The sequence below is a fragment of the Dyadobacter sp. genome (assembly GCF_039919315.1).
GTDB lineage: Bacteria > Bacteroidota > Bacteroidia > Cytophagales > Spirosomataceae > Dyadobacter.
This window is the reverse complement of the sequence record NZ_JBDSFX010000013.1, coordinates 1-18,496: the sequence shown is the minus strand read 5'-3', so window position 1 is coordinate 18,496 and position 18,496 is coordinate 1. Positions and strand designations below refer to the sequence as shown.

Annotated in this window: 16 protein-coding genes and 1 tRNA gene; 4 read left to right on the top strand and 13 right to left on the bottom strand. The window is 43.2% G+C overall.

Annotation, left to right across the window (positions count from 1 at the left end):
* Nucleotides 1-2 precede the first annotated feature (2 nt).
* Nucleotides 3-185, top strand: coding sequence for a hypothetical protein (locus ABIO93_RS03570; protein WP_348064509.1), 183 nt, complete (start codon nt 3-5; stop codon nt 183-185).
* Between the two features lie 45 nt (nt 186-230).
* Nucleotides 231-1,214 (top strand): phosphotriesterase, encoded by a 984-nt coding sequence (locus ABIO93_RS03565; protein WP_348064507.1) that lies wholly within the window; start codon nt 231-233, stop codon nt 1,212-1,214.
* Here ABIO93_RS03565 and ABIO93_RS03560 read toward each other — a convergent pair whose 3' ends face one another.
* From ABIO93_RS03560 to ABIO93_RS03525, 8 genes are all read right to left on the bottom strand, one after another.
* Nucleotides 1,215-2,510, bottom strand: coding sequence for an ATP-binding protein (locus ABIO93_RS03560; protein ID WP_348064505.1), 1,296 nt, complete (start codon nt 2,508-2,510; stop codon nt 1,215-1,217).
* Nucleotides 2,507-3,880: a sigma-54 dependent transcriptional regulator gene (locus ABIO93_RS03555; RefSeq protein ID WP_348064503.1), complete on the bottom strand. Its 1,374-nt coding sequence runs from the start codon at nt 3,878-3,880 to the stop codon at nt 2,507-2,509. Before ABIO93_RS03555 ends, ABIO93_RS03560 begins: the two co-directional genes overlap by 4 nt.
* A 77-nt stretch (nt 3,881-3,957) precedes the next feature.
* A complete protein-coding gene (locus tag ABIO93_RS03550) occupies nt 3,958-5,124 on the bottom strand; it encodes an FtsX-like permease family protein (protein ID WP_348064501.1) in 1,167 nt (388 codons plus the stop codon).
* A 65-nt stretch (nt 5,125-5,189) separates the two neighbouring features.
* Complete coding sequence (locus ABIO93_RS03545) at nt 5,190-6,434, bottom strand: ABC transporter permease (protein ID WP_348064499.1); 1,245 nt, start codon at nt 6,432-6,434, stop codon at nt 5,190-5,192.
* 162 nt (nt 6,435-6,596) lie between these two features.
* Nucleotides 6,597-7,259: an ABC transporter ATP-binding protein gene (locus tag ABIO93_RS03540; protein WP_348064497.1), complete on the bottom strand. Its 663-nt coding sequence runs from the start codon at nt 7,257-7,259 to the stop codon at nt 6,597-6,599.
* 87 nt (nt 7,260-7,346) lie between these two features.
* Nucleotides 7,347-8,801, bottom strand: coding sequence for a TolC family protein (locus ABIO93_RS03535; protein ID WP_348064495.1), 1,455 nt, complete (start codon nt 8,799-8,801; stop codon nt 7,347-7,349).
* The gene (locus ABIO93_RS03530) at nt 8,802-10,046 is read right to left on the bottom strand and encodes an efflux RND transporter periplasmic adaptor subunit (protein WP_348064493.1); all 1,245 of its coding nucleotides are present in this window, start codon (nt 10,044-10,046) and stop codon (nt 8,802-8,804) included.
* A gap of 178 nt (nt 10,047-10,224) precedes the next feature.
* Complete coding sequence (locus tag ABIO93_RS03525) at nt 10,225-11,487, bottom strand: asparagine synthetase B (protein ID WP_348064624.1); 1,263 nt, start codon at nt 11,485-11,487, stop codon at nt 10,225-10,227.
* A 126-nt stretch (nt 11,488-11,613) separates the two neighbouring features.
* Between ABIO93_RS03525 and ABIO93_RS03520 the strand changes: the two genes are divergently transcribed.
* Complete coding sequence (locus tag ABIO93_RS03520) at nt 11,614-12,858, top strand: ABC transporter permease (RefSeq protein ID WP_348064491.1); 1,245 nt, start codon at nt 11,614-11,616, stop codon at nt 12,856-12,858.
* A 116-nt stretch (nt 12,859-12,974) separates the two neighbouring features.
* Nucleotides 12,975-13,058: transfer RNA gene (locus ABIO93_RS03515), tRNA-Leu, on the top strand.
* Nucleotides 13,059-13,129: 71 nt separating this feature from the next.
* Here ABIO93_RS03515 and qatD read toward each other — a convergent pair.
* The 5 genes from qatD to ABIO93_RS03490 form a co-directional block, all read right to left on the bottom strand.
* A complete protein-coding gene (gene qatD, locus ABIO93_RS03510) occupies nt 13,130-13,861 on the bottom strand; it encodes a Qat anti-phage system TatD family nuclease QatD (protein ID WP_348064489.1) in 732 nt (243 codons plus the stop codon).
* Nucleotides 13,862-15,196: a Qat anti-phage system QueC-like protein QatC gene (gene qatC / locus ABIO93_RS03505; RefSeq protein ID WP_348064487.1), complete on the bottom strand. Its 1,335-nt coding sequence runs from the start codon at nt 15,194-15,196 to the stop codon at nt 13,862-13,864.
* Nucleotides 15,183-16,004: a hypothetical protein gene (locus tag ABIO93_RS03500; protein WP_348064485.1), complete on the bottom strand. Its 822-nt coding sequence runs from the start codon at nt 16,002-16,004 to the stop codon at nt 15,183-15,185. The genes qatC and ABIO93_RS03500 overlap by 14 nt, the downstream gene beginning before the upstream one ends.
* Nucleotides 16,004-17,884 (bottom strand): P-loop NTPase fold protein, encoded by a 1,881-nt coding sequence (locus ABIO93_RS03495; protein WP_348064483.1) that lies wholly within the window; start codon nt 17,882-17,884, stop codon nt 16,004-16,006. The genes ABIO93_RS03500 and ABIO93_RS03495 overlap by 1 nt, the downstream gene beginning before the upstream one ends.
* A 50-nt stretch (nt 17,885-17,934) precedes the next feature.
* On the bottom strand, nt 17,935-18,496 hold a 562-nt coding region (locus ABIO93_RS03490), incomplete at its 5' end, for a DUF3387 domain-containing protein (protein WP_348064481.1).

Below are 18,496 nucleotides of genomic sequence, written 5' to 3'. Positions count from 1 at the left end.
ACATGACGGATACCCCTGACCATATCAAAGAAATTCAACTTCAACTCTGGCTTTCCAAACCTCCGATGGAAAGACTCAGGCAAATGATGGTTGATAATGAATCTCTATTTTTATTTTGGCAACAAATGGGTAAAAAAGATGCCAATCAGGATCAGAACATGATCATCTCCTCAAAAGCTGAATAGGGAAACATGGAGAAAGTGCGACATTCAATCTCCCGAAGACAATTCGTGAAAACTTGTGCTACCGCACCGTTGTTTTTTCAGAATCTCAATCCCAAAGAAAGCTTTACCTACTCCGTTAACGGAAAAGTAAATGTCTCTAAACTAGGTACAGCTCTTATTCATGAGCACGTTCTGGTCGATTTTATTGGTGCGGACAAAATAAGTCCTGACCGCTGGAATCATGACGACGTGATTAAGAAAGTACTTCCATATTTAATGGAAGTAAAATCAAAAGGCATTCAAACTATTGTGGAATGTACGCCTGCATTCATCGGTAGGGACGTGTTGTTGCTCCAAAAATTATCCAGAGAATCCGGGCTGAATATTCTGACCAACACCGGCTACTACGGCGCTTCGGATAACAAATATCTCCCCAAATGGGCGTTTACAGAAAGCGCAGAGCAACTGGCTGCTCGTTGGATCAAAGAATTTGAAAATGGAATTGATGGTACCGAAATTAAACCGGGCTTTATCAAAACTGGTGTGAATGGTGGTTCATTGTCAGAAATTCATCAAAAACTCGTTAAAGCGGCGTCCCTCACACATTTGAAAACCGGCCTGACAATCTGCTCCCACACCGGCCCCGCGCTACCCGCACGTGAGGAAATTGAGATACTAAAAAAAACAGGGGTAAGCCCTTCCGCATTCGTTTGGGTACACGCCAACGGAAGCAATGAAGAGTTTACAGAATTGGCCAAAACCGGCTGCTGGATCAGTCTGGATGGTATTAGTGAAGGCAGTTTGGAAAAAAATGCAGAACTGATCGTTTTCTTGAAAAGCAAGGGGGTGCTCAATCAAGTACTGGTATCTCACGATGCGGGCTGGTACCGACCGGGTGAACCTGATGGTGGTGAGTTCAGAGGTTATACGGCGATTCCGGACAAATTACTCCCTCTTTTGACACAAAAAGGCATTACCGACGCTGATATCCGGCAATTGATGGTCGTTAACCCTGCCAATGTGTTCGCAATCCGCGTTCGCAGGCATTAGTCAGAAATTCATATCGATCGTAAAGGCAGTCCATCCGTCCGTACCCGTTTCCAGTGAAAATGCGAAGCTGTGATTGATCAGGATTTCCCTGGTGAGCGTCAACCCAATGCCCTGACCATCGCGTTTGGTACTGAAAAAAGGATTAAAAAGCTGTACACCGGTTTCATTATCAATAGGTTTCCCATTATTACGGATGATCACTTTACCATTGCCAACAGCCGCCTGGATCTCCCGACCAGTCTCGCAGGCCTCGATCGCATTTTTAAATACATTGACAAAAACATGTTCCATTTGCCCGGCATCCAGATTTTTGAAAACGGAATGCTCAGCAGCAATAATTTGAATGGACACGCCATTTTGTCGGGCTGCGGGTTCCATAAATATGGCTACGTCTCGAACCAGTTTTACCACGTCAGTTTGTTCCAATGCAGGTAATGGTAGCCGCACCACATCCGCAAAATTTCGCATAAACTTCGTCAGCCGCTGGTTTCGGTCCGACGCGATCTGCAATGCTTCACGCACATCCAGAAACGAATCGTCGGTCAGGACGCTGCTCGTAGTCTGCAAGATAGAATCTGTCGCTCCCAAAGTGTTGTTAACCTCGTGCGCCATCATCCGGATCACTTTTCCATAAGCATTCTTCTCCGATTCCAGTATTTCATTCGTCAATTCCTCTATCATCAAAAACGACCTGCGAAAGCCCTGATCCATAAAATGGGAACGCTGCACTTTGAATGTCACGATCCCGTTCGTTTTCACTACCCGAGACTCTCCGTCCTGCACATCAGCCAGTTCCGCCAGCAAAGGCAGGCCGGATTCATCCAGTTTCTTACCAATCAGCTGAATACTATCGTTATGAAATTGCTGCTTGGCTTTCAGGTTCAACGACTCGATTTTATCATCAAAATCAAGGATAATGATCGAAATCGGCGAGGCTTCGATGAGCTTTTCCAGAAAAAAATGCTGCTCATGCAATTTGGTACGCTCTTCCCGCAGCTGGTCTATCATGAGGTTATAGACCTCTATCAAAGTGTCCACCTCTCCTTTGCCGGTAGGCACAAATTTGATCGAGAAATCCTTGTCCTTGATCGCTTCAATCCCGGATCTCACAAATTGGATAGGTTGCATAAAATTTTGATATAACTGAATGGAGGCAATGGCGGAAAGCAGCAGAAAAACTTCTGAACCAATGAAAATCAATTTGTCATGATAAAGGACTTTATACACCAAAAACACCAGGACAGCGTGCAATGCCAGGATATAGAGAATGTATTGGACTTTCGTGGATAATCTCATAGGTCTTCGGAATCATAAGAAATTCCGTACTTTTCGAGCCGGCGGTAGAGGGCGAAACGTGTTATACCCAATGATCTCGCCACCTTGCTCACCTTATTCTGATGAAAAGTCATCGCTTTCGCGATCATCTGATACTCCATCTCTTCCAAAGTAATGGTACCCACCTCTGGCAGGTTTTTACGGGCCGACACTTCGTTGCCAACTGTCATATTCTTCTGAAAATCAACGATATCAAGGGTATCCTTGCTCGATAATAATACCGTTCTCTCGACCAGGTTTTTCAACTGACGAATGTTTCCCTGCAATGACAACGTCCGAAGCCATTTCATCGCAGCAGCACTGAGTAGGAGATTGGGACGCTGGTAAATGGTTTTCAGGTTATTGACAAAAAATTCAGACAGAAGCGGAATGTCGTCCGGGCGTTCCCTCAGTGCCGGGAGCTTCACGGTGATCAGGTTGATCCTATAATACAGGTCTTCCCGAAAAGTACCCTGGGCCACCATTTCTTCCAGGTTGCGGTTTGTGGCGCATATCACCCGCACGTCTACCGTTCTGCTTTTACTACTTCCCAATGGTTCAAATGTGCGTTCCTGCAACACACGCAACAGTTTTACCTGACTGGAAAGGTCCAGTTCTCCGATTTCATCCAGAAAAATGGATCCCCGGTGCGCCATTTCGAACCGGCCCGCGCGGTCTGTTTTGGCATCCGTGAAGGCGCCCCGCACATGCCCGAACAATTCACTTTCGAACAATGTGGAAGAAATACCGCCGAGATTCACCTTCACAAACGGCCTCAACTTACGCTTGCTGTTCAAATGAATTGCCTCCGCGATCAGTTCTTTTCCGGTACCACTCTCGCCCGTAATGAGCACGGGCGCGTCCGTGGAAGCCACTCTACCGATCGTTTCGAGGATATCGAGCAGCTTGGGATCCTGGCCTACAATGTTTTCAAAATGGTATTGCTGATCCAGTTTTCGCCTGCTGCCCGACAGCGGTACCTGCTGCGAAAGGTTCAGAATGGTTTTGACAGATTGCAGCAAATAGCTGTTCTGCCAGGGTTTGGTAATAAAGTCAATGGCCCCGTCCTTCATTCCCTGCACGGCCAGATCGATCGTGCCCCAGCCAGTAATGAGTATCACGGGCACAGCAGGGTAGCTTTTCTTGATCCGTTGCAACAAATGCATCCCCTCCTTTCCCGAAGTCTCAATAGAAAAATTGAGGTCCAGCAGAATCAGTTCCGGTGTTTCCGCCCTCAATGCATCAAATGTCTCCTCCGGCGACCCAACTCCTTTTACAGAATAACCTTCCTTTTTCAAAAGCAGGGTTAATGAGGTCCGTATCGCTAAATCGTCGTCAATTATTAATAGCATCGGGGGATAACGTTGGCAGTGGGTATTAGATGTTAGTTGTTAGCTGTTAGCCAAAAAACATTCATTCATTCATTCACTCATTCTTCATGCAACGCCAACGCCGGATGAATCCTGGACGCCTGGTGGCTTGGAAACCATGCGCAAAGTGTGACAATTATATAAATAACCACAATGGATGCAAAAATTGCGGTCATGTAAATTTCGCTATCCAGATCAAAAACGTGCATTAACGGAAATTGAATGGCGAACAAAAGACCAATGATAAGGCTGAAAGTGGCAATTACCCATATTTCACCCAGAAACTGGATCGTGACTTTTCCCTCGGTAGCGCCCATTGCCCGTCGTAAACCTATCTCATTTTTTCTTCTTCCAATGTTGAGGTTCAAAATTCCGAAAAGCCCCAAAGCGACATTGGTAAGCAGAAACCCGCTGACGATCAGAAATATAATGACCGGTACCAGCGTCAGATTGTGGCGATTCACACGCGAGTCTTTCAGGTAACTCACCTCAATCCCCCAGCCGGGTACCATTAAAGCAATGTCTTTCACCAGCTTAGCTTCAAAATTGGCATCGGTACCGGGAGCAGTTTTCACCAGAATGTTTGAATTCCAGCGGTCATCTTTGCCAAGCATCTGAAACAGAGCCGGATTATCATTCATAAATTCTCCCTTCGCCTTGAATTTATCAACCACGCCCATGACCTTATAGGAGCTTTTATCATCCAGTTTGATGACTTTGTTTAATGCAGTTTCATTTAAAAATAACTTGTTCTCCATTTTTTTATTGATGACGATCGGAATGAATTTGGCGACCAGATCGCCTTCCCGGTACCAACGCCCTTTGAGGAGCGGCAGGTCCAGTGTCTTGGCAAACTCAGTACCAGTGTAATAGAAATCAGCACCCACTTCAACCTTATTATAAGTTACTGAATTACCGATCTGGTTTGCCGAAAATGGTGTATTACTACTCGCCCGAGAGGCCGATTGTACCTCTTTATATGATTTTACACGTTGCAGTATCCGTTGCAGCTTTCCTCCCACATCGGTAGTGTCCTGGTTGCTCGCCAGGTCCAGGTTCCAGACCTGCTCGTATTCAAAGCCAATCGGCTGCAGGTAATTTCTCACATTGTAAACAATCAGCGAGAGCACGCCGAAAAGTACCAGAAAAGACGCCCAAATCTCAATAATCAGCAGAGAATGAGTGCCTTTTTTATTCCATATTAATTTGAAGAGATGACGTAACATGGCTTAATTAGTGAATTATGAATGAGTGAATGGCCGGTTCGATGGTCGGCGTCAATGAACAAATCCTACGCCTTCAACGCGTCTACGATCTTCAACCTCGACATTCTGAATGCTGGTAAAACGCCGGATAGCAAACCGAAAACCAGACATACGGCCAAGCTGATCACAAATACAGGCACATTGATCGTCAGATCGGCGTAGGCGATCCATCCGCTGGAATTGATGAAGTAGATAATCAGATAGGACAACGCCAGTGCAAATGTGCCCCCAATGAATGTTATGAAGACATTCTCGATGATAAACTGCCACAACAATGCGCTGGAAGGTGCGCCAAATGCTTTTCTTACACCTATTTCAGACGCTCTTTCCAGAATCCGGCTCACATTGACATTCACCAGATTAATCGCAGGCAGGCCCATAAACATCAGGATCACGAATCCGACCACGGTATAGAACAAAAACTTCTGGGTGGCATCTCTAGCGAATGTGTTCAGAAAATGATCGAAATACTTTTCTGCCTTCACGATCAGTACCGTGTAATGATCTCCGTCCTTAATTTCGGCAAAGGGTATTTTGGAAATGTTGCTGTCAAACTCCGACTGGATCGCAGGAATGTCGGAAGTACTTCTGGCCAGGGCTATGGCCAGAAACCGGCCCCGCATTCCTTTATTTTCATAGTTACTTTTCGGTGCGGTATAGGGAAAATACACATCTGAATAAGAATACAGCCTGGTAGGTGGGCTGCCTTTTACAACGCCAATCACCTTGTAATGAATGTTTTCTATTTCAATGCTCTTTCCTATGACGGAGCCGTTGCCGCTCTCAAAATACTGGTCGCGCAATGCATCCGTAATGACTGCCACCAGATCCGAATTCTGGATATTGGTCTCATTGTAAGGTTTTCCTTCCAGAAATTCGAAACCCGTTACTTCCCAAAAAATGGCGTCGGTATACTTCGTGTTCAGCTTGATCTTCTTGCCATTGATATAGGTATTGGAAAAACTAAAATTCGACATAATCGACACTTTCTCAGCCGATTTAAGCGATTTGGCATGTTTGGTCAGGAAAGGAAAACTTGCAGGCCCCGTGGACATTGAAGTCCTGGACGAATCCGTTTGCATCACCGTCGCAATATACAATGACCGGTCACGATTGACTTCCGGATAATGCGCACCAAACAAATGGTCCAGAAAGGAAGTCAATACCATCAAAACGGTCAGCGTCAAACTGATCCCGAACAGGGTGATGAATGTATAGAAAGGATGCCGCAGCAGCACTTTCCAGGCGATTTTGATATAGTTTGAGAGCATAATTTTGAATGACTGAATGATTGAATGATTGAATGATCGAGTTAGTGAATGGTTAATTTTGAGTGAGTCAATGACCGTGTTGATGGTGCGATGAACGAAGTGAATGGCCGTTTTTATTCATTCATTCATTCATTCACTCATTCAATCATTCAAAATTAAAAACTACAACACCTGCGTTCCATCGAACAACCTGATCAACCTATGCGTACGCTTGGCCATGGCGTCGTCGTGTGTTACCATTACGATCGTGGCTCCGTCTTCATTCAGTTTTTGCAAAATGTTCAGGATCTCGTTGCCCATTGCACTGTCCAGGTTACCGGTAGGCTCATCGGCGAGAATTATCTCCGGTTTGCCGACGATAGCCCGTGCGATGGCGACGCGCTGTTTTTGGCCGCCGGATAATTGTTTTGGAAAATGCTTCATACGATTGCTCAACCCCACTTTTTCCAATGCTTCCTGTGCGAGCTCTCGACGCTCTTTCGACGAAGTACTGCGGTACAAAAGCGGGATTTCCACATTATCGATCACCGACAGGTCATTGATCAAATGAAAGCTCTGGAATATAAAGCCGAGTTTCAGGTTCCGTAAATGTGCCAGCTCCTTGTCGCCATATTTTTCAACCTTGTTGCCACCAATCTCGATATGACCTTTGGACGGTTCATCCAAAAGTCCCATGATGTTCAGCAAAGTGCTTTTGCCACAACCAGAAGGACCCATAATGGATACGAATTCCCCTTTTTTGACATCCAGGTTAATGTTGTTGAGCGCAAGTGTCTCAATGGAACTGGTCCGATACACTTTTTCTACATTTTGTAATTTAATCATGGCGGTGTTTTGATGAGTGAATGAGTGAATGAGTGAATGACGTTTTGTTAATCGCTGACAGTTAATCTCTTACGGCCCCAATAGCTACTAATAACTTATTTTCTCGTTTTTTTCAAAGTCGTATAATGTCAGTAACCTCAGGCTGTAATAGGATTGCCAGTAGTCTCGCAAAGCAAGTATATAATCCCTTCGGGCAATGTCTTTTTCTTGGGTGGCTATGCCGAGATCGGTCACGCTGAGGTCGCTTAGTATAAACCTTTCTTTGGCGATCTGGTATCGCTCGGCGGCGATATTATCCGCTAGTTGCGTGAGCTTGACCTGTTTTTGCAACATTTGTAAAAGTGTCACCTGCGTGAAGATCTCCTGCTCAAAAGTAAGCTTGTCCTGCTCCACCGATTGTTGTGCAAACTCCTGGTTAGCTCGCGCGACCTCGGTCCGGGCCTTATTACGCCCCCAGGTCATGATCGGCAAGGTTAGTTGCAACTCTACAAATTCACGATCCTGCGGACTAATGTAAACATCAGCGGGGCCCGGACCCTGGTTTGACAACCCAAACGTTGCATTCAATGATGCATTCAGACCATTTTCCTTTCTGGCAAATTGCACATCGCGCTCGGCTTCAAGTAGCTTTCTACGGAAACCCACGGCTGCGGAACGATTTGCAAAAGCTTCATCCAATGCGATTTGCGTGTTAACCGCAAACTCTCTCGTGTCCATTGGAATTTCCAATGCAAGGTCTCGTTCGTCCCTGGTACCCATGTATAATTTCAGTTTCAATGACGCTACTGCGGCCGATTGTTGGGCAGAAGCAAGGTCTTTTTGAGCAGTTAATAAGCCCATTTGCAATTGCAGCAGGTCATTTTGCGAGATTTTCCCCAGTTCCAGTTTATGTCCCGCTATCTTGTAAAGTGTATCATTATTGCTCCGGTTTTTCTCCGCGATCTGTAAGTTGACCTGGGCCACCAGCAGGTCAAAATAATAACCGGTAGCGTCGAGGGCCACTTGTTCCAGCGATTGCAAATATTGCTGGTTACCTTCCTGGTACTTCAACGGCTGTATCTTGCGGTCCCATTTCAAAGCATTAAACCTGAAAAGCGGTTGCCTAAGACCTATTTCAAAAGGGATACCATTGTACCGCGTATTGTTTCTGGCAAAATCGTCAAACCGCTGCATTTGCTGCTGTACGTAAATCGTACCTCCCGTGAGTGCAATGCTCTGGCTCAGCGACAAGTTTAGCGTCGAATTATTGTTGGAAACCCGCTGAAATGATACAGAACCATCGGGCTGTACTACCTCAATGTACGACTTTGTAAAACCAGGTATCGTACCATTCAGGCTCAATTGCGGCTTGTAATCCGCCAGAAATGACCGGTACTGCCAGAAGTTTGTCTTCTTTTGGGTAACCGCCTGTTTCGACGCGATCGATTGTTGTTTGGCGAGATCAACCACCTCCTGCAATGCGAGCGTACGCAACTGCGCCGAGGCCGTCAGATTCATCATGAATATAAAAAGCAGGGTGGAGAAGTATCTCATCATCATCATTTATTGAATTGAAATCTCTTCCAAATGCTCATAATTATTCATATCAGTCACGATAACCTTTTCGCCGGTTTTAAGACCACTTTTGATTTCAATAAAATCAAAATTCGAGAGACCCGTCTCCACTTCGCGACGGTAGGCAGTCTGATTTCGCAGAACATAAATAAACTGTTTACGCTTGCCGGTAAATGCAGGGCCGTTCGCTACACGTAGGGTGCGCGAACTTTTGTTAGTCACCACATACACTTCTACCTTCATATTAGGCCGTAATGACTCGTTTCGGGCATTATCCAATTGAATCACGAAGCTAATGATCCCGTCTTTCACAGCGGGTTTAACTTGGGTAATCACGCCACGAAGCAAGGCTTCATTCATTTTAATGATCACCGAAAGCCCCGTTTTGACCTGTTCCGCGTATACGTCAGAGCAATTACCTTCCACCCGGAAGCTTCCCAGGTCTGCTACTTTCGCCAGCATTTCGCCCTCATTCACCGAAGAACCAATGTTTTCATTAACCCAGGTCAGTACGCCTTTTCTGTCAGCGACGATATCTGCCATTTTGAGCTTATGTTTCAACTCTTTCAAATTCTTACCTTCGATCTGAGCGCCCAGTTCCGTTTCTTTCAGGCTGGCGCTCATTGATTCGCGGTTATATTTCAGGTCGTTTTCAAGCTGCTTTTTTTCCAATTCGGCGATCTTCAGTGCATTGTCAGCTCGGGTAATGTCCTCAGCCGTTCCGCCACCCACCTTTTGAAGTCGTTTCGCATCTTCCAGATCTGCTTTCAGTTTGTTGATATTGAGCGACTTGATCCTGTCATTGATCTCTGCATCGTACAGATCTTTGTTAAGTCTCATTCTGAGCTGTTCAATGCTGTTCAGTTTCAGATCCAGCTGGTCCTGATAACGTTCGGCTTCGATCTCGGTCAGCGATTTGTCGAGTTCTACTATGGGCTGGCCGGGCTGCACCCTCGTTCCGGGCGTCAGCAGGATCCTTTTGATGCTCGCACGAATCGGGCTGGCGAAGATCTGCTCGTACGCAGGGATAATCTCCCCGGAGGCCGTCAATGTATTTTCAACATCACCGATTTCCACCGTCGCGGTACGAATTCTCGAACTTTCCAGGGTGCTTCCAAGCGATCTCCGGAAAAAATACAGCGTTGCGACCACCGCGATGATGATCACTCCTATCATGACCCAGCGTCTGTTCCTGTTGTTTTTAATGTAATCCGGCGCGACTTCGCGGTCCATTGTATTTTTGATTTAGGAGGTAAATAATTTCATGGCTAATTCATAACATTTGAATACATTATCATGCCAATTTCTAACCAATTGAAATACAAATATTTAACTCGAAAATAAAAACAAAAAACCGTGCGATGTCGCACGGTTTGTGTGGTTTAGAACAATTAATGTATTTACCTAAATACTAGGTTTTGAGTTTCTTCTTTTTCGCTGCGGGAAACAAAATGTTGTTAAGTATCAAGCGATACCCGGCCGAATTGGGGTGCAGGTTCAAATCGGTCGGTTCCTCTCCTACCCGATGCTGGTAATCCTCTGGATCGTGGCCACCATAGTAAGTGAAAAAGCCTTTTCCATGCATGCTGTGAATGTACCGTGCCTCCTTGGCCGATTTGTTCTCTGCCAGAATAATCACTTCCGGCTTGATCAGACGGTTTTTAAACGCAGTTGTTTGCCCCAAAAAACCTTTGATCATCGTTTTGTGATTTTGGGTCAGCATACTGGGCACAGGGTCCCATTTAGCCGAAAACTGAAACAATGAGAAAAAATCATTCGCTTCTGTCATCCCACGTTCATCGGGCTGATTATCAATGTCCGAAAACTCTATTTCATAGGGATAAGGAAGGGTTTTAAAGCCCGTGAAAGCAAATGCGTTGTCGTAATTGAGCTTCCCATTCGCGGTAGGATCGGCCGGCGTTCCGTCATACATCGACTCCACAATATCCAGTCCTGCCGCAGCCAGTGCAATATCGAATGTGTCGGTAGCATTGCACATCGCAAACATATAGCCTCCACCGGTCACGAATTCCGAGATTTTTTGGGCAACAGCGAGCTTCATCTGCGGCACACTGCCAAACTGAAACTTATTAGCCGTTTCTTCCGCCTCACGCTTTTGCTCCCGGTACCAGGGGTAATCTTTATATTGGAAAAACTTACCAAACTGGCCTGTAAAATCTTCGTGGTGCAAATGCAGCCAATCGTACTCAGGCAGCTTCGTGTTCAGTACTTCTTCATCATAAATCACGTCGTATGGAATCTCCGCATACGTCAGTACCAAGGTCACAGCATCATCCCAGGGCAACTTTGATTTGGGTGAATACACCGCTATTTTAGGCGCTTTTTGCAACTTTACGGCATCCATGTTCACATCCGGCGCACTGATTTCACTCAATATCTGCCCGGCCTGTCCCTCGGATATTACCTCGAAACTAACCCCTCTAACCGTCATTTCAGAAGCAAACTGCTGGTTGTAAGCCACCATGAAACTTCCTCCCCGGTAATTGAGCAACCAATCCATTTCCATTTCATAGGTTTTCAATATCCAGAACGAGATGCCGTACGCTTTCAAGTGGTTTTTTTGGCTCTCATCCATGGGTATCAGCAGCCTGTTGGCCATGCTATTCAGGGATGTAGCCAAAAAAATGATAAGCGGGATAAACAGCCGTGTCACTGGTTTGATTCTTTCACGTTTCATGTGCAGCTTTACGTATTGTAATGATTAAATATATAAAGAAATTGTACCGTTTCGCAATTTTAACGACAGAAAGCCCATTATGGTGCATAAGCAATACCCGATATGAATATTCGTGAAAATGTAGATGAAGGGCTGCGATCCATTCAGAGTAATCTGCTCAGGACGGTACTTACAGCCATGATTATTGCCATCGGCATCACCTCGCTCGTTGGGATCCTGACGGCCATTGAAGGCATTCAAAACTCGGTAAACAGCAGCTTTGCCGACCTCGGGGCCAATACATTTACCGTCAAAAACCACGAATACGACGACTGGCGGAATGACGGCCGGAAAAACAAACAATACCCGCCTGTCAACTACCGGCAGGCACTGACATTCGCGAACAAATTCAAGGCAGACTACAACGCAACAGCCTCTTTGTCAGCCGCTATCGGAGGCGCAGTGCAGGTGAATTACTTTTCAAAAAAGACTAACCCAAACAGTAGTGTCATCGGTTCTGATGAACAATTTCTGGGCACTAAAGGATATAAAATTGACCAGGGGCGCAATCTGGACCGCAATGACATGGAAAACTCCCTGAATGTAGCGGTACTAGGGCAAGAAGTCGCGCGGAAGCTTTTCGAACGGGTTAATCCGATCAATAAGGAAGTCACCTTTATGGGAAGCAAGTACAAAGTGATTGGTGTTTTGCAAAAAAAAGGCTCACTCGGTGGCAATAACGACTCCGACCGGATCATCCTCATTCCGCTGGAAAATGGCCGCGGACTGGCTGCAAACCGTGCATTGACCTACAATATTACTGCATCGGCCCCCAACATTTCTGATGGCGATTTCATAGTAGAAGAAGCGCGGGGCATCATGCGCCGGATACGAAATGACGAATTGGGCAAAGAAGATTCCTTTACCATCGACCGCGCCGACGCGATTGCCAAAGACTTCGAAAATGTAACAGGCTACCTTCGCATTGGTGGTTTCGGGATTGGTATCATCACACTTTTAGGCGCCTCCATTGCATTGATGAACATTATGCTGGTTTCCGTGACCGAGCGCACCCGTGAGATCGGCATCCGCAAGTCGCTGGGCGCCACGCCGAAAGTGATCCGTTTCCAGTTCCTGATTGAAGCCATCGTGGTCTGCATTATCGGTGGTATCGGAGGGCTGTTCCTGGGCATCATTATCGGGAATGTCATTTCCAATTCGATCAGCTCAGGCAGTTCGTTTGTGATCCCGTGGCTGTGGATGGCGATGGGTATAGCGGTTTGCGTGTTCGTGGGCGTACTTTCAGGCATATACCCGGCGATCAAGGCATCAAGGCTGGATCCGATCGAGGCATTGCGCTATGAATAAACGAGTTAGGTATCGGGTACAATAAACATTAAAATTTTCATTAAGTTTTTCAGGCAGGAAACTTGCTTAATCTGTTTTTCTCCCTACTTTTGCACTCCCAACAAGACAAGATCAATGCCCGGATGGCGGAATTGGTAGACGCGTTGGTCTCAAACACCAATGAGGTTACACTCGTGCCGGTTCGACTCCGGCTCCGGGTACAAAGACGCCTGACAATCGATTGATTGTCAGGCGTCTTACTTTTTAGGGGTGGCTAAAAGGGTGGTCAAAACTATCTCAAATTTGAAATTAACCGTTGAAAATTTACCTGAATTAGACTTGACACATCTTTATCATGCAATTTCCAGTCACTAGAAAGGAAGCTGATGACAGTTTCAACTTTACCAGGTTTAAGTGGTACGTTGTTGTACTCGACGACAAATGGCCCGTCTGTTTCAGTTAAAATAAAATCTTTCGGAATTCTTGAAATAATCTTTTTACCTGACATTGATTTTACCATACCGGGATTTATTGAGAAGTAATACCCCTCGTGAATAATTTCATCGATTAACTCCAGCCCCCCAGAGTACCAATGAAATATTGCGTTCTTTATTTTATACTTTTTTAATAGAATTAAGACTTCCTTTTCGGCTCGTCTAGAATGAATACTCAAAAGCTTCTTTTTATCGGCCACCGCACTCAATATGCTCTCGAAAGTCTTACCTTGTATCTCTTTCGTGGCAGTACCCTCTTTCGAAAAATCTAACCCTACCTCTCCGATGTATGATGTTTTAGACAGATTTTTCAAAAACTTAGGAAATTCACTTTCATGAAATTCTGCGTACAAGGGATGCATTCCTAATGCCTGCCTTACCTTTGTCATGTTTTGAAAAAAAGGCAACCCTCTCTCAAAGTGACTTGGCAAATTCGTCATTGACAATATAGGAAAGCCCTGCCTTTCGCACTCATTAAGAATCATCTCTGGCTTTGGATATAAATCAATATGACAATGTGTATCTAACATCTAAACGCCCGCTTTTAACTTAATGGCTGAGTTGCCAACCTTCTTTACCCATTGTTCTAGCTCTTTTCTAGTCCTCCAAACCACTTCAACAAACTGATTTAACTTTACTAAATTTTTTACACCGCCTACAATTAGCTCCTGTTTAATCTCTTCTTTGGTAATTGGATTGTTTAAGAAATCCAACATGGCTCCCGAATCCTGAGACTTGTCGCGCTTCTCTTTTCCAGGAAATAAGTTATTTATTAAATCTCCATAATCTGTTTTATCTTTTAGTGTTAGCAGTGCAGCTTGTCTATATATACAAGGCATGCAAACCCCACAGTGAGTAGCACCTCGATTCGTCCAATCCTTCACGTGTCCTCTTTTACCACACGAATTTGAATTTTCAATTAAACCTAAATGGGTTGTGTTATTTTTAAAACATTCTACTACCATTTCCCCCTTCGTTTTGAACTCATAAGGGTTGGAAATACGAGTTGCGATAGAAAGCTTACTCCATAATGTAATTATACTTTCTAAAACATATGGATGTGTTGTTCTTGTGCTACAAGAACTTCTTCTTGAAACACTCAGAGGAAAGTTTAAAGAAACGGTTCCATTTTCCGGAACCATTATACTTTTAGTTTTTGTAGCCTCAGCTGCTATTAGTGCAAGTCCAACAAACAAAATTGATCTGCTTCTAAAAGTCTTTTCCCTTGCAACCCGTGAATCCTTCTCCAACATAATTCTGATAGACGGGATATATCCAAATTGGTTAGGATATTCTTTTTCCAAGCTAGGAATTACTTTTCCTTGATCTTTTAATACACCTCTCATTTGAGGGTCATAATGAGATACAAACAAAACTTTCTCGTTGGGTTTCTGTTTAAGGAAATCTAGTGCTCCGATCAAAGAATCCAAACCACCGGACAATAAATTAACCTGTGCAAACTGGATTGAATATTCATTGGTTAGTGCTACCTGAGGCATATCGAACACCTCCTTTCTAAATGATACATCCCAATAATCTCCGGTTAAGAAAGACAGCAAACTGTTTAACTCTTTTTTACAGTAATTCCATTTCGAGGGATCATGAACAGGAAAGCTGACTTTCAGTTCTCTTGACCAACCATCTACTGAATTTTGTTTTCTTTCTACAAACCTATCAATTCCATAAACAGAAGCGCTTATTGTAAAAAAATCAAAAACCTCCTTACTTACAAGATTGGCAAATGGTAGTAGCGTTTCTAAATCAATATTGAGTGTTGCATTTCTTCCTGAGGACTCTACCAAATTTATAGTTCCATCACCGGAAGGTTTATCATAGGTGAGTTTGCCAACATTAATTGTTTTCATCGCAAATGATTTTAATTACGGAATCAAAAATTTTTTCTATCTCTCTTTTCCCTGCATCTCCTTTCCAGTCAATTTTGGCAACAGGTCGTTGGGTGTTCAAAACCTTTACCTGACCAAGTATATCTGCCTTGATTATCTTAAAAGTCTCCTTCCCAATTTCTATGCCTTTTTGTTGCTTCACTTTTTCTTCAAATCTTTGGGATAAATGCTCGAAAATATATAGGCCCCAAAAATTACAGAGTAAGTCTGCCAATCCCTCTCCTTCAACATATTCTTTAACAAGTTCCTCGAACTTATTCAGGTCATTTTCAGCTAGTGCTGCAAGTTGCTTCATAATTTCACAAGAAGCATTATTAGCGGCTGTTTCATCCATTCCTTCATTAGAATCCGAACAAAACACCAGCAAGAAGTCAAGCACGTCTTGAAAGGACTTACCCTCCAAAGAGCCAAACCCGATATCAACTAAGGTTTGTTGCAAGCCATTACTTCCAACTCCTCCGAAAAAGCTTGCTATTCTTCCGGCAGATTTAATACCAGCTTTGCCAATTGAAGATGATTTACCGCCACTTATTTTTGATCTCCCGCCACCGGTTTTTACAAGGTTATTAAATGCAGATTTAAGGTGTGCTTTTCTCCTTGTTTCTATTTTTTCAAAATGCTTTATGGAATCCTCTGACGAAATAGTATCATCATTTTCCACTTGCTTCTCTTTTTCAATAGTTTTAGCAACGTGGGTAATTGATTTGTTTAAATCCCCCCAATTAGGCTCCCCTGAAACACCAGGCGTCATTCTTTGAGTTGTTCCCATTATTTTTTAGGATTTAGTGCTTTATAAATTTGAGACGTCTTTTCAAACTGACTATATAGAGATTTGACGTCTACATTTTTCACTTCCGCTAATGCAAATTCGCTACGCAAACTGAAAGGTATTTTACTATTGTCTGTTTTTGCTATGGCTCTACCATAAGATTCTATTACACCTTGTATATTTTTAGCCATCATTTCAATAAAAACTTTGTGAATACTATCATTTTCCGAAAACTTACTTAATTCTTTTTCAAGTAATGATAGCAATGTTTCAAATTCCGAAGTGTTTAATTTCCCAATCACTTCTTGCGTAATAATATTGGTCAAAATGCTTCCTGACCCATGATCTATTAGTTTTTTGGTTAAACTACGAATATGTGGCGGTATCAAAGATGCTCCACTTATTGTAGTAGAAAGCTGATCTCTCGATATCCAGTAATAGTCTCGTAAATCCACGTTTGCAAGTTTCGGTTCAGCATTTAGCCACTTCATTACTTTTTCAGAAGCCCAGTCAGACGAAAATTGCTTTTTTATTTCATCAGTTTTTTCTTCTACCGCTAACTTTTCAAGGTCTACAAGCTGTTGGGATTCTCCCTTTTGTAAAGACTGCCAGTTGTATATTTCCTTAAATAGATTTGTAGAAGAATATTCCAATACCATTAATTTAGCCAAGATCTCAATTTTAAAATCTGATAATTTAGCAACTTTTACAAGTCGATTTCTTAATGTAAAGGTGTTTAAAAATCTTTTTATTTGTCGGGGATTTCCTTTTAACCCTTCTGTAATAATCGGTGAAAGCGAAGCTATCAACGAAACACTTTCAGTCAACTGTTTTCTTTGTTCTTCCGTTGCTAAATCTTGAATATCACCCAATCCAAAAACATCATATCTACTATTCTCCCTATTTTTCTTGAAAGCGTTTATTACTTTTAAGAAATCATCTCCCATTACCATCTTACAGAAAAGTAAGGTTAGATAAGTTTCAACCTCATTATCTGTTAACTTAGGCAGATAATAAGGAATTTGGATAAGTTTTTCCAAATAGTCACTAACAATTCGTTTATTCCTGCTATTTGGGTCATCAGCGTTTTCAATACTATCAGTTTTATAACGATGCTCAATAGCATGTCTTACAATTCTTGGGTCAGCACCAATCACAAATGCTGTTTTCTCGACATTTAGAAACAGTTTAATTGCTTCAAGGTTTTCGATAAGTCTATCAGGGGTACACCTATCTAAATCGTCAATAATCACAACAAGTTTTTTTATTTCAGACTCATCTATCATTTCCTTAAAATCGTTACGAAACTCTCGCACAATTGTTACGTCTTCATCTTCATTCTTTTTAATAATGTCTTTTAAAAAGTCTTCGGCATCTTCACCGGTGAGTTTTTCAGCAACATCTTGCGGCTGAAACTTAGAGAATTCGTTTACTAAGAACGGCAATAAGGAAGCGCCACCAGTTAAATATGCTGCTGCGCCTGGAATGATTACCTTCTTGAAGCTTAATCCTAATAAACGCATCCACTTTACAGATTTGAAGAGCTTTGCTGTTTTATCTTTTACTTTATTTCCAATAGTCTTATGCTTAGCAAATTTTTCGATAATAGATTCCAATAATGCTGCCTTTGCATCATCATAACCTTCAAATACCCATCCGTTGAAATACAAGACAAGGGTTCCATCTTTAAATCCGTCTTCTCCACCTGCCGTTAATTCCTCTTCAACAATTTTCAGAATACTAGATTTACCACTCCCCCAATCCCCAAAAACTCCAATTGTGACAGGTAAGACCTTGTCATCTTTGATTACATCAACCAATAAATCGGCGTGTATTTTAAATCCTAAAAGATCTTCCGAAGTTTCATTATCTGCCCACATAGATATACCAAATTTTTTTGTATGATTATTATCAAATTTCTATTCCATTTCTAACCCATCAACTCCTTAGCAATCAACTCAGCCTGCTTCAAAACCGTCTCAGTAGCCAATAATTGCATATCTGGCGGATAGCCGTATCTCCGCAAAAGTCTCTTCACTGCCACTTTCAATTTAGACTTAACACTTTCCTTGATCGTCCAATCGATGGATGCGTTTTGCCTGATCGTTTCAGTGAGTACCACAGCTAATTCTCTTAACTTATCTTTTTCCATCAGCTCCTTAGCGCTGTCGTTATTTGCTACGGAAGTGTAGAAAGCATATTCGTATTCCGTCAGCCCCATTGCTTTGGCTTCGCTGTCCATCTCTACGATTTCCTTACTAAGCTTAATCAGCTCATCCATTACCTGGGCGGCAGTCAGGATTTTGTTTTGGTATTTCTGAATTGAACTTTCGAGCATTTCCATTAGGCTTTTACTCCTTACTAGGTTCTTTTTAGCTCTACCTTTAATCTCGTCGTTTAAAAGCTTTTTCAAGACTTCCAGTGCCACATTTTTATGTTCCATACCTTTCAATTCCGCCAGGAATTCTTCGGACAGGATGGAAATATCTGGT

Bases quoted from the DNA above. Each gene is read 5' to 3' on its own strand.
- ABIO93_RS03570 (WP_348064509.1), top strand. From the start codon at position 3: ATGACGGATACCCCTGACCATATCAAAGAAATTCAACTTCAACTCTGG.
- ABIO93_RS03560 (WP_348064505.1), bottom strand. From the start codon at position 2,510: ATGAGATTATCCACGAAAGTCCAATACATTCTCTATATCCTGGCATTG.
- ABIO93_RS03555 (WP_348064503.1), bottom strand. From the start codon at position 3,880: ATGCTATTAATAATTGACGACGATTTAGCGATACGGACCTCATTAACC.
- ABIO93_RS03550 (WP_348064501.1), bottom strand. From the start codon at position 5,124: ATGTTACGTCATCTCTTCAAATTAATATGGAATAAAAAAGGCACTCAT.
- ABIO93_RS03545 (WP_348064499.1), bottom strand. From the start codon at position 6,434: ATGCTCTCAAACTATATCAAAATCGCCTGGAAAGTGCTGCTGCGGCAT.
- ABIO93_RS03540 (WP_348064497.1), bottom strand. From the start codon at position 7,259: ATGATTAAATTACAAAATGTAGAAAAAGTGTATCGGACCAGTTCCATT.
- ABIO93_RS03535 (WP_348064495.1), bottom strand. From the start codon at position 8,801: ATGATGATGATGAGATACTTCTCCACCCTGCTTTTTATATTCATGATG.
- ABIO93_RS03530 (WP_348064493.1), bottom strand. From the start codon at position 10,046: ATGGACCGCGAAGTCGCGCCGGATTACATTAAAAACAACAGGAACAGA.
- ABIO93_RS03520 (WP_348064491.1), top strand. From the start codon at position 11,614: ATGAATATTCGTGAAAATGTAGATGAAGGGCTGCGATCCATTCAGAGT.
- qatD (WP_348064489.1), bottom strand. From the start codon at position 13,861: ATGTTAGATACACATTGTCATATTGATTTATATCCAAAGCCAGAGATG.
- qatC (WP_348064487.1), bottom strand. From the start codon at position 15,196: ATGAAAACAATTAATGTTGGCAAACTCACCTATGATAAACCTTCCGGT.
- ABIO93_RS03500 (WP_348064485.1), bottom strand. From the start codon at position 16,004: ATGGGAACAACTCAAAGAATGACGCCTGGTGTTTCAGGGGAGCCTAAT.
- ABIO93_RS03495 (WP_348064483.1), bottom strand. From the start codon at position 17,884: ATGTGGGCAGATAATGAAACTTCGGAAGATCTTTTAGGATTTAAAATA.